The organism is Kitasatospora sp. NPDC042419, from assembly GCF_056437345.1.
Genome location: NZ_JBWKAW010000055.1, coordinates 15,771 through 28,442, shown reverse-complemented (window position 1 = coordinate 28,442; position 12,672 = coordinate 15,771). Strand labels below are relative to the sequence as shown.

2 protein-coding genes and 1 pseudogene are annotated in these 12,672 nt (G+C 77.9%); all 3 read right to left on the bottom strand.

Annotated elements, in window-relative coordinates; all coding sequences use genetic code 11:
- On the bottom strand, positions 1–1,919 hold a 1,919-nt coding region (locus AC067J_RS42355; protein ID WP_478308182.1), incomplete at its 3' end, for a type I polyketide synthase.
- A 44-nt stretch (positions 1,920–1,963) separates the two neighbouring features.
- On the bottom strand, positions 1,964–12,484 hold the full coding sequence (locus AC067J_RS42350; RefSeq protein ID WP_478308183.1) for a type I polyketide synthase: 10,521 nt from the start codon (positions 12,482–12,484) through the stop codon (positions 1,964–1,966).
- A gap of 60 nt (positions 12,485–12,544) precedes the next feature.
- A pseudogene (locus tag AC067J_RS42345) lies at positions 12,545–12,595 on the bottom strand (polyketide synthase docking domain-containing protein); the annotation flags it as partial.
- Positions 12,596–12,672: the final 77 nt, after the last annotated feature.

Below are 12,672 nucleotides of genomic sequence, written 5' to 3'. Positions count from 1 at the left end.
CACACCTCATCCACCGCCCCCGCGAACACCGGGAACGCCCCGTACAACTCACGCCCGATCCCGTGCACCCGACCACCCTGACCGGTGAACAGCACCGCGTGCTTCGCGGCCGCCCGGCCGGCCGACCCGGCCGCCGCCCGCGGGACGGCTCCGGTCACCACGACGGGCGCACCTGCGGGCGCTCCACCGGCGGGCGCACCGGCCGGGGCACCGGCGAGGGCGGCCGGAACGACGGCGCCGTCGGCCAGCGCCGAGAGTCCGGCCGTCAGTTCGGTGAGGTCGCGGCCCAGCACCACGGCGCGGTGCTCCAGGAGGGCGCGCCCGGTGACGGACGACCAGGCCACGTCGGCGGGTTCGGGCGCCGGAGCCGCCGAGGCGCGGTCACGCAGCCGGGCGGCCTGGGCCCGGAGGGCCGCGGCGGAGCGGGCCGACAGTACCCACGGCACCAGCCCGCCCACCCCGGCGGCCGGCGGCCGCTCCCCCTCCTCCGTGGCCGGAGGCGGGCCGGCCGGCGGCGGGGCCTGCTCCAGGATGACGTGCGCGTTGGTGCCGCTGATCCCGAACGAGGAGACGCCCGCCCGGCGCGGCCGGTCAGTCTCCGGCCAGGGGGCCGGCTCGGTCAGCAGCTCGACGGCCCCGCTCGCCCAGTCGACGTGCGGCGTCGGCGCGTCGACGTGCAGCGTCCTCGGCAGGACACCGTGCCGCATCGCCTGCACCATCTTGATCACGCCCGCGACACCCGCCGCCGCCTGGGTGTGGCCGATGTTGGACTTCACCGACCCCAGCAGGAGCGGCCGTTCGGCCGGCCGCCCCTGCCCGTACGTCGCCAACAGCGCCTGCGCCTCGATCGGATCACCCAGCGTCGTCCCGGTCCCGTGCGCCTCCACGGCGTCGACCTCGTCCGCCGAGAGACCCGCGTTGGCCAGCGCCTGCCGGATCACCCGCTGCTGCGAGGGACCGTTCGGCGCGGAGATGCCGTTCGACGCGCCGTCCTGGTTGACCGCGCTGCCCCGGACCACGGCCAGGACCGGGTGCCCGTGGCGCACCGCGTCCGACAGCCGCTCCAGCAGCAGCAGTCCGACGCCCTCGCCCCAGCCGGTGCCGTCCGCGGCGGCCGCGAACGACTTGCAGCGGCCGTCCGACGCCAGCCCGCGCTGCCGGGAGAACTCGACGAACGCGGTCGGCCGGGCCATCACGGTGACGCCGCCGGCGAGCGCCAGGTCGCAGTCCCCCGCCCGCAGGGCCTGCCCCGCCGAGTGCAGCGCGACCAGCGACGAGGAGCAGGCGGTGTCCAGCGTCACCGCCGGCCCCTCCAGTCCGAGCACGTACGCGACCCGGCCCGACACCACGGACATCGAACCGCCGGTGACCCGGTAGCCCGCGACCCCGGACTCCGTGCTCCGGTGCCCGCCGCCGTAGCCGAGGGCGGAGGCGCCGACGAACACGCCCGTCCGGCTGCGCCGCAGCGACAGGGGGTCGATGCCGGCGCGTTCGATCACCTCCCAGGACGTCTCCAGGAGCAGCCGCTGCTGCGGGTCCATCGCCAGCGCCTCGAACGGCGGGATCCCGAAGAACTCGGCGTCGAACTCGGCCGCGTCGTGGACGAAGCCGCCCTGCCGGGCGGCGGCCCCGCCGAGCGGGTCTTCCCCGGCCCCTTCCCCGGCCCCGTGCCCGGTCCCGTGCCCGCCGAGGTCCCAGCCGCGGTCGGCCGGGAAGCCGGAGACCGCGTCGGTGCCGTCGGCCACCAGCCGCCACAGGTCCTCGGCGGAGCGCACCCCGCCGGGGAACCTGCACCCCGTGGCGACGATCGCGATCGGCTCCCGGGCGGCTTCCTCGGCCTCCTGGAGGCGGTGCCTGGTCGCCCGCAGATCGGCGGCGGTCTGCCGCAGGAAGTGCCGGAGCTTCTCTTCGTTGGACATGTGCCTACCCCTGTCGGTTCGAGATGCCTGGTGTGGACGACTGCTCAGGAGATCCCGAACTCCTCTCCGAGGATGTCGAACATCTCGTCGTCGGTCGCGCTGTCCAGGTCCCGGCCGCCCTCGGCCGGCGGGCGCGGGGTGCCGCGCAGCCGGGCCGCGAGTTCGGTCAGGCGCGCCGCGACGCGTTCGCGCTCCGCCGCGCCGTCGAGGGCCGACAGGTCGGCCTCCAGGCGGTCCAGCCCGTCGAGCGCCGACGCCTCGGGCGCGGTGTCGCCGAACAGCTCCCGGCCGAGGTGCTCGGCGAGCCCGTCCGAGGTGGGGTGGTCGAAGACCAGCGTGGTCGGCAGCGTCAGGCCGGTGGCCGCGGTGAGCCGGTTGCGCAGCCCGACGGCTGCCAGCGAGTCGAACCCGAGGTCGCGGAACGGCCGTTCGGGCTCGATCTCGGCCGGGTCGGCGTGGCCGAGCTGGGCGGCGACCTCGGCCCGGACCAGGGCGAGCAGTTCGCGGTGCCGGTCGGTGCCGGACAGCCCGGCGAGGCGCTCGCGCAGCAGCTCGGGGGCGCCCGCGCCGCTCTCGGCCTCGGGGGCGCCGGTGTCCGCCGGGGTCGCGGCGGCGACCAGGTCCGCGATGAGCGGGCGCGGGCGGGCGGCCGTGTAGCCGACCGCGAAGCGCGGCCAGTCGACGTCGGCGACGGTGACGCAGGTCAGGTCCTCCTCCAGGGCCTGGCGGAGGGCTTCGAGGGCGAGTTCGGGGTCCATCGCGGGCACCCCGATCCGGTCGAGCCGGGCACCCGCGTCGCCGGCGGACATGCCGGTGCCGCCCCAGCGGCCCCAGGCGATCGCGGTCGCGGCCGCGCCCCGGTCACGGCGCCGGGCGGCGAACGCGTCCAGGTAGGCGTTGGCGGCCGCGTAGGCGCCCTGGCCGGCGCCGCCCCAGACCCCGGCGCCGGAGGTGAACAGGACGAAGGTGCCGGGCTCGTCGTCGCGCAGCAGCTCGTCCAGGACCAGTGCGCCGCCGACCTTGGCGGCGAGCGCCTCGTCGACGTCCCGGCCGGTCGTCAGGTCGAACGGGCCGCCGACCTCCGCGCCCGCCGTGTGGACGACGGTGTCCACCCGCAGGCCGCGGGCCCGCAGGCCGCCGAGGAGCGCGGCGACCGAGTCGCGGTCGCGCACGTCGCACGCGGCGATCTCGACCTCGGCGCCGGCCGCCGCGAGCTCCTCGCGCAGCCGGGCGGCGCCGGGCGCGGACCCGCCGCTGCGGCTCGCGAGCACGAGGTGCCCGACGCCCGCCCCGGCCAGCCAGCGCGCGACGTGTCCGCCCAGCGCCCCGGTGCCGCCGGTGACCAGCGCGGTCCGCCCGGGCTGCCAGGCGCCCTCGCGGGCGGGGCGGCCCTCGGCGTGCGGCAGGCGGGCGAGGCGGCGGACGAAGGCGCCCAGCGGGCGGACGGCGATCTCGTCCTCGGCGGGGCGGGTGCCGAGCACGGCGGCCAGGGTCTCGGCCGCGCGGGCGTCGGCGGACCCGGGCAGGTCGACCAGGCCGCCCCAGCGGCCCGGGTGTTCGAGGCCGACGACGCGGCCGAGGCCCCGGACGGCCGCCGCGACCGCGCTGAGCGGCGGTTCGCCGAGGACCGCCACGGCGCCCTGGGTGACGCACCACAGCGGTGCGTCGACGCCGGCGTCGCCGAGTGCCTGCACGAGTGTCACGAGCCCGCCGAGGGCGGGGGCCGGGTCGGTCTCCGCGAGGTCCCCGACCGGCAGGGCGAGGACGCCGGCCGGCGGTTCCGCCCCGACGGTCTCCCGCAGCCAGGCGGCGAGCGCCTCCCGCCCGGACGGGACCTCGCCGGCGTCCGGCGCGACGACCTCGGCGCCGCGGCCGGTGAGCATCCCGGTCACCGCGGTGCGCAGCAGGTCGGCGTCCGGGCCATGCGGTGCGAGGACGAGCCACCGCCCGGTCAGCCGCTCGGGCGCCGGCGGGGCGTCCGCCCACGGCTCCCACTGCTCGGCGTAGCGCCAGGAGCGCACCACCGAGTCGGCCCGCTGCCTGGTCCGCCAGGCCGACAGGGCGGGCAGGACGTCGCGCAGCGGCGTGTCCTCGGCGACGTCGAGGAGGGCGGCGAGCCCTTCCGCGCCGGCTGCCGCGACGGTGTCCCACAGCCGGGCGTCGACGGGGTCGCCGGCCGGTGCGGCGGCGGGCTGCTTCGCCCGGCCGGGCAGGGCGGTTCCGGCGTCGGGGTCGAGCCAGTAGCGGCGGCCCTGGAAGGCGTAGGTCGGCAGGTCGACCCGGCGCACGCCGTCGTGGTGCAGCAGCCCGGCCCAGTCCACGCCGAGGCCGTGGGCGTAGCCGGCGGCGAGCGCGGCGACGAGCCGGTCCGGGCCGCCCTCGCCGCGCCGCAGGGTGTGCAGGACGGTGCCGCCCGCGCCGGCCTCGGCGAGCAGGTCCTCCAGCGGGACGACCAGGCCGGGGTGGGGGCTGCACTCGACGAACAGCGTGTGCCCGTCGGCGAGCGCCGCCCGCACGGCGGTGTCCAGACGGACGGTGCCGCGCAGGTTGTCGTACCAGTACGGGCCGGTGAGTGCCTCGTGGTCGGTGACCGCGGCGCCGGTGACGGTCGAGTACATCGTCACCCGGCCCGGTCGCGGAGCGGTCGCCGCCAGCAGCTCGTGCAGTTCGTCCCGGAGGACGTCCATGTGGGCGGAGTGGGAGGCGTAGTCGACCGGGATCCAGCGGGCCCGCACGTCGTCGCGCTCGCAGTCGGCCGCGATCCCGGACAGTGCCTCGACGGATCCGGAGAGCACCACGCTGGTGGGGCCGTTGACCGCGGCGAGCGACAACCGGGCGTCGCCCGCGACGAGTTCGGCGGCACGTTCGGCGGTGACGCCGACCGAGAGCATCCCGCCGCCGACCGAGGAGACCTGCCGCAGCGCGCGGCTGCGGAGCACCGCGATCCGGGCGGCGTCCGCCAGCGGGAGGAGGCCCGCCAGGTGCGCGGCGGCGATCTCGCCCTGCGAGTGGCCGATCACCGCGGCCGGGCGGACCCCGGCCGACTCCCACCACCGGGCCAGGGCGACCATCACCGCGAACAGGGCCGGCTGGACGACGTCCACCCGGTCCAGCAGCGCGCCCGTGCCGTCGCGCAGCACCTCGGTCAGCGACCAGTCCGTCAACGGGTCCATCACCGCCGCGCACTGCGCGACGGCCTCCGCGAACACCGTGCTGGTGGCCAGCAGTTCGGCCGCCATGCCGGCCCACTGCGAGCCCTGGCCCGGGAACACGAACACCGGGCCGGTCACCGTACCCGCGCCGGGGCCGCCCGCGTCGCCCGCGACGACGGACGGGGTGGTCGACGCCGCTCCGTCGGCCAGCGCCCGCAGACCGGCGGCGAGTTCGGCGCCGTCGCGGCCCCGGACGACCGCGCGGCGCTCCATGGTGGCGCGGCCCGAGGCCAGCGACCAGGCGACGTCCGCCGGATCGGCGCCGGGGTGCGCGGCCGCCCACTCCGCCAGGCGTGCGGCCTGGGCCCGCAGCGCTCCCTCGGTGCGGGCCGACAGCACCCACGGCACGACGCCGCCGAGGCCCGCCGGGGCGGGGGCGGGGGCGGCTTCCACCGCGGCGGCTTCCACGGAGGCGGCTTCCACAGAGGCGGCCGGGGCGTCCGACCGCGCCTCCGCGGGGGCGGCCGGGGCCGCGGCGCCGGGGCCGGCAGCGGCCTCGGGGGCGGCCTCGGCGGGCGCCTGCTCCAGGATCACGTGCGCGTTGGTGCCGCTGATGCCGAACGAGGAGACGGCCGCCCGGCGCGGGCGGTCCACCGCGGGCCAGGCCTGCGCCTCGGCCAGCAGCTCGACCCGGCCGGCCGACCAGTCGACGTGCGGCGTCGGCGCGTCCACGTGCAGGGTCTTCGGCAGCACGCCGTTGCGCATCGCCATCACCATCTTGATCACGCCCGCGACACCGGCCGCCGCCTGGGTGTGGCCGAAGTTCGACTTCACCGACCCCAGCCAGAGCGGCCGGTCCTCCGGCCGGCCCTGACCGTAGGTGGCCAGCAGCGCCTGCGCCTCGATCGGGTCGCCCAGCGTGGTGCCCGTGCCGTGCGCCTCGACCGCGTCCACGTCGGCGGTGCCCAGGCCCGCGTTGGCCAGCGCCTGGCGGATCACCCGCTGCTGCGACGGCCCGTTCGGCGCGGTGAGGCCGTTCGAGGCGCCGTCCTGGTTGATCGCCGAGCCGCGCACCACGGCGAGCACCGGGTGCCCGTTGCGCCGGGCGTCCGACAGCCGCTCCAGCAGCAGCATGCCGATGCCCTCGCCCCACGCGGTGCCGTCCGCACCGGCCGCGAACGACTTGCAGCGGCCGTCCGGGGCGAGCCCGCGCTGACGCGCGAACTCCACGAACACGCTCGGCGTCGACATGATCGTCACCCCGCCCGCCAGCGCGAGGTCGCACTCCCCGGTGCGCAGCGCGTGCGCCGCCCAGTGCAGCGAGACCAGCGAGGACGAGCACGCCGAGTCCACGGTGACCGCCGCGCCCTCCAGGCCCAGCGTGTAGGCGACGCGCCCGGAGGCGACGCCGAAGGAGTTGCCGTTGCCGATGTACGCCTCCAGCTCGTCGTCGACGTTCTGCACCCGGCCGGCCGCGTAGTCCGCGTACATCAGCCCCGCGAACACGGAGGTGTTGCTGCCCCGCAGGGACACCGGGTCGAGGCCGGCGCGTTCGAACGCCTCCCAGGACGTCTCCAGCAGCATGCGCTGCTGCGGGTCCATCGCCAGCGCCTCGCGCGGCGAGATGCCGAACAGCTCGGAGTCGAAGCGGTCGATGCCGCGCATGAACGCGCCCTCACGGGTGTAGCAGCGCCCGGAGCGGTCCGGGTCCGGGTCGTACAGCTCGGCGAGGTCCCAGCCGCGGTCGGTCGGGAACGGCGCCACCGTGTCGACGCCGTCGGCCACGCAGCGCCAGAGGTCCTCGGGGCTCGCGATGCCGCCCGGGAAGCGGCAGCTCATCGCGACGATGGCGATCGGCTCGTCGAGCACCCGGGCCCGGGCGGCGGCCGGTGCCGGGGTGTAGCCGGGCAGGCTCAGCAGCTCGGTGCGCAGGAACCGGGCGAGGGCGGTGGCGTTCGGGTAGTCGAACAGGACGGTCGCCGGCAGCCGCAGGCCGGTCGCGGCGTTGAGCCGGTTGCGCATCTCCAGCGCGGTCAGCGAGTCGAAACCCAGCTCGGTGAAGGCCCGTTCGGGTGCGACCGCCTCCGGGCCGGGGTGGCCGAGGACCAGCGCGGCCTGGCGGCGGGCCAGGTCGGTGAGCAGCTGCACCTGCTCGCCCTCCGGCCGCCCGGCCAGCCGCTGGGCCAGCTTCCGGGCGTCCTCGCCGCCGGAGCGGCGCTGCGCGGGGACCAGCCCGCTGAGGATCATCGGCAGCTCGTCGTCGAGCCGGCGCAGCGCCGCGAGGTCGAGGCGGACCGGGGCGAGCAGGGCCTCGCCCCGGGCGAGCGCGGCGTCGAACAGGGCGAGGCCCTGCCCGTCGGAGAGCGGCAGCACGCCGCTGCGGTTGATGCGCTGCCGGTCGGTGGCGGTGAAGTCGTCCTTCATCAGGCCGCTCTCCTCCTCCCACAGGCCCCAGGCGAGGGAGACGCCGGGCAGCCCGTGGGCCCGCCGGTGCTGGGCGAGGGCGTCCAGGAAGGCGTTGCCGGCCGCGTAGTTGGCCTGGCCGCGGCTGCCGATGACGCCGGCGACGGAGGAGTACAGCACGAAGGCGGTGAGGTCCAGGTCACGGGTGAGCTCGTGCAGGTGCGTCGCCGCGTCCACCTTGGGGCGCAGCACGGCGGCGACCCGTTCGGGCGTCAGCGCGCCGATCACGCCGTCGTCGACGACGCCGGCGGTGTGCACGACGGCGCGCAGCGGGTGGCCGGCGGGGACGGCGGCGAGCAGTGCGGCCAGCGCGTCCCGGTCGGCGGCGTCGCAGGCCTTCACCTCCACCGTCGCGCCCAGCGCGGTCAGTTCGGCGGCCAGTTCGGCGGCGCCGGGGGCGTCCGGCCCGCGACGGCTGGTCAGCAGCAGCCGCCGGACGCCGTGGGCGACGACCAGGTGGCGGGCCGCCAGGGCGCCGAGGGCGCCCGTGCCGCCGGTGACCAGCACCGTCCCGTCGGGGTCGAAGGCGGGCCCGGCGGTCTCGACCGGGGCGCTGCGGGCGATCCTCGGGGCGTACAGGGTGCCTGCGCGCAGGGCGAGTTGGGGTTCGCCGGAGTCGGCGGCGGCCGCGGTGGCGGCGGCGAGCGCCCGGACCGACGCCTCGTCGCCGTCCACGTCGACCAGCACGATCCGGTCCGGGTTCTCCGACATCGCGGAGCGGACCAGCCCGCCGACGGCGGCGGCGGCGAGGTCGCGCACGGGGTCGTCGGCGCCGACCGAGACCGCGTGGCGGGTGACCACGGCGAGGCGCGCGGTCGCGAAGCGCGGGTCGGCGAGCCAGCCCTGGACGAGCGCCAGGGCGCGGTCCACCGCGGCGTGCACGTCCGCGACGGGCGGCAGGCCGACGGCACCGGACGCGGGGGCGCCCGCGGCGGGAGCGACCGTGGCGGCGGCGTCCGTTGCGGCGGCGTCCGTTGCGGCGGCGTCCGTTGCGGGGCCCTCCGTGGCGGGGGCGCCCGCGGCGGGTCCGACGCCCGGCCACGGGAGGACGACGACCTCGGGGACGGGCGCGCCGCCGTCGACCGCGGCCGTGAGCGCCGCCAGGTCGGCGTGGACGGCGGCGTCCAGCGCGCCGCCGAACGGTGCGGCGTCCCCGGCCACCGCCCACGTCCCCGGGCCGGGGACCGGCACCGCCGCCGGGCGGGACAGCGGTGTCCAGCGGACCTCGTACAGCGGGTCCTGACGGGCCGTGGCCGCGGACCGCAGCTTCTCCGGCGAGACCGGGCGGACCGACAGCGAGCCGACCTCGGCGACCGGCCGGCCGTCCCGGTCCGCGAGGGTCAGGGCCACCGACTCCGGGCCGGTGCGCCGCAGCCGGACGCGGGCCGCGGCCGCGCCCGGGGCGAGGAGGCGGACGTCGCGCCAGGAGAACGGGAGCGACACCGGCCCGGAGCCGGGGTCGGTGCGGTCGGCGAACGCCGCGATCCCGAGCAGGTGCTGGGTCGCGTCCATCAGGGCGGGGTGGGTGCCGAAGCGGTCGGCCTCGTGCGCGACGCCCTCGGGCAGTTCGACCTCACCGTAGACCTCGTCGCCGCGCCGGGCGGCCGCGCGCACGCCGTGGAAGGCCGGGCCGTAGGTGACGCCGGTGTCGGCGAGCCAGTCGTAGAAGCCGTCGAGCGGGACGGGCACCGTGTCCGCGGGCGGCCACACCGCGAGGTCGGCGGCGGGGGCGGCTGCGGCGGCTGCGCCTGCGGGCCCGGTGGCGCGGGCCAGGGTGCCCACGGCGTGCCGGGTCCACGGCTCGCCCGGGTCGTCGGTCCCGGGCCGCGAGTGGATCGCGACGGCGCTGCGCCCGTCCTCGTCGGGGGCCTCGACCCAGAGCTGGAGCTGGACGGCGCCGCGTTCGGCGAAGACCAGCGGCGCCTCCAGCGAGAGCTCCTCGACCAGCTCGCGGCCGGTCCGCCGGCCCGCGTGCAGCGCCAGCTCCAGGAAGGCCGTGCCCGGGAGCAGCACCGTCCCCAGCACCACGTGGTCGGCCAGCCACGGGTGGGTGTCGAGCGAGAGCAGGCCGGTGAACAGCGAGCCGTGCCCGTCGGCGAGTTGCACCACGGCGCCGAGCAGCGGGTGGTCCGCGGCGCCCTGGCCGAGGCCGGTCGCGTCGGTCGCGGCGACGCCGGCGTCGAGCCAGAACCGGCGCCGGTCGAACGCGTAGGTCGGCAGGTCGACGCGGCGGCGTGCGGGGCCGGCCCCGCGGGCGTCCCCGGCCGTGAGCGCCGCCCAGTCGACCGCCGCGCCGCGCACGAAGGCGTGCCCCAGGGCCGCCAGCACACCGGTCACGGCGTCCCGGTCGCGGCGCAGCGTGGCGACGGCGGCGACCGTTCCGGCCGCCTCCTCGGCCGCGAGGCACTCCGCGACCATCGGCGTCAGCGCGGCCTCCGGCCCGAGCTCCACGAAGGTGGTCACCCCGGCGGCCCGCAGCGCGCCGACCGCGTCGCCGAACCGGACCGTGCGCCGGAGGTGCTCCACCCAGTAGGCCGGGTCGGCGAGCCGCTCCGGGGCGACGATCCCGCCGGTCACGTTGGAGGCGAGCGGAATCGCCGGGGCCCGGAAGCGCAGCCCCTCGACGACCCCGGCGAACTTCTCCAGGACCGGCTCCATGAGCTCGGAGTGGAAGGCGTGCGAGACCCTCAGCCGCGCGACCCGCCGGCCCCGGGCGGCGAACTCGGCGCGCACCCGCTCGACGGCCTCCTCGGTTCCGGAGACGACCACGCCGGCCGGCCCGTTGACGGCGGCCAGCCCCACCTCACCGGGTACGCCCGCCAGCACCCCGGCGGCCTCGGCCTCGGACGCGCCGACCGCGAGCATCGCGCCGCCGGCCGGCAGCGCGCCCATCAGCCGGGCCCGGGCGGCGACGAGGGTGACGGCGTCGTCCAGCGACAGGGCCCCGGCGACGTGCACGGCGGTGATCTCGCCGAGGGAGTGGCCGGCCACGTAGTCCGGTGCCGCGCCCCACGAGGTCCACAGGCGGTAGAGGGCCACCTCGAACGCGAACAGCGCGGGCTGGGCGACACCGGTGGGCTCGGGCTCCGCCGGGGCGGCGGGCTCGGCCCGGCCGGTGGCCCCCGGGGCGCCCAGCACGACGTCGCGGACGGAGAACGGGGTCACGCCCTCGAAGGCGGCGCAGACCTCGTCCAGGGCGGCGGCGAACACCGGGAAGGCGCCGTACAGGTCCCGCCCGATCCCGCGCGAGCGGGCGCCCTGGCCGGTGAAGAGGACCGCGGTCCGCCCCGGGCCGCGCCGCACGGCGCCGGTGACCACGCCCGTCGTCCCGTCAGTGGCACCGTCAGTGCTCGCGCCCGTGGCGCCGTCCGCGACGGCGGACAGCCCGGCCGCCAGGTCGGCGAGGTCCCGGCCGACCAGTACGGCCCGGTGCTCCAGCACCGCCCGGCCGGAGGCCAGCGACCACGCCACGTCGGCCGGGTCGGCGCCGGGGTTTCCGGCAACCCAGTCGCGCAGGCGCGCCGCCTGCGCCCGCAGCCCGGCCTCGGTGCGGGCCGAGACCACCCACGGGACGACCCCGGGAGCGGCCTCCGCCAGGGCCTCCGCGGCGGCCGGACCCTCGGCGAGCGGCCCCTCGGCGGGCTGCTCCTCGACGGCCGGACCGTCTTCGGCCGAGCCGTCCGCCGGCACCCCGTCCCCGGACGGCGCCTCCTCGATGATCACGTGCGCGTTGGTGCCGCTCACCCCGAACGAGGACACGCCCGCCCGGCGCACCCGCCCGCCCCCGGGCCAGGCGACCGGCTCGGTGAGCAGCTCGACCCGGCCCGCCTCCCAGTCGACCATCGGCGTGGGCTCGTCGACGTGCAGCGTGCGCGGCAGCACGCCGTGCCGCAGCGACATGACCGTCTTGATCACACCGGCCACGCCCGCCGCGGCCTGGGTGTGCCCGAGGTTGGACTTGACCGAGCCGAGGCGCAGCGGCCGGTCCGCGGGCCGGCCCTGCCCGTAGGTGGCCAGCAGGGCCTGGGCCTCGATCGGGTCGCCGAGCCGGGTGCCCGTGCCGTGCGCCTCGACGGCGTCGACGTCCGAGGGGTTCAGTCGCGCGGCGGCCAGCGCCTGGCGGATCACCCGCTCCTGGGCCAGGTCGTTGGGCGCGGTGAGGCCGTTCGACGCGCCGTCCTGGTTGACCGCGGAGCCGCGCACGACGGCGAGCACGGGGTGCCCGTTGCGTCGGGCGTCGGACAGCCGCTCGACGAGCAGCATGCCGACGCCCTCGCTCCAGCCCGTGCCGTCGGCGGTCGCCGCGAAGGACTTGCAGCGGCCGTCCGCCGCGAGGCCGCGCTGGCGCGAGAACTCGTCGAACGCGCCCGGGGTGGCGAGCACGGTCGCACCGCCCGCGAGCGCGAGGTCGCACTCGCCGGCGCGCAGCGCCTGGCACGCGAGGTGCAGGGCCACCAGCGAGGACGAGCACGCGGTGTCGACGGTCACGGCCGCGCCTTCGAGCCCCAGCGCGTAGGCGATCCGGCCCGAGGCCACGCTGACCAGGCTGCCCGTCAGCAGGTGCCCCTCGACCTCCTTGGGGACGCTGGACAGCCGGGACAGGTAGTCGCTGGCGATGACCCCGACGAACACGCCGGTCCGGCTGCCGCGCAGCGAGGTGGGGTCGATCCCGGCCCGTTCGAGGGTCTCCCAGGACGCCTCCAGCAGCAGGCGCTGCTGCGGGTCCATGGCGAGCGCCTCGCGCGGCGAGATGCCGAAGAAGTCGGGGTCGAAGTCGGCCGCGTCGTCCAGGAAGCCGCCCCGGTAGGAGGCCCCGCCGGTGGTCTCGGTGTGCTCCCAGCCGCGCCCGGACGGGATGCCGGTGATCGCGTCGGAGTCGGTGCGGACCAGCTCCCACAGCTCCTCGGGCGAGGTGACCCCGCCGGGGTAGCGGCACTGCATGCCGACGATGGCGACGGGCTCGTGCCAGCGGTCCTCGGCGTCCCGGAGGCGGGTCCGGGTGTCGTGCAGCTCGGTCGCCGCCCGGCGCAGGTAGTCGCGAAGTTGCTCTTCGTTCGCCATCGAATGTGCTCCGTGAGTGTCCGGGAGGACGGGTTGGCCCCAGCCCCGTGAATCAGTGGTCGGCGGGTCGGTCGGCG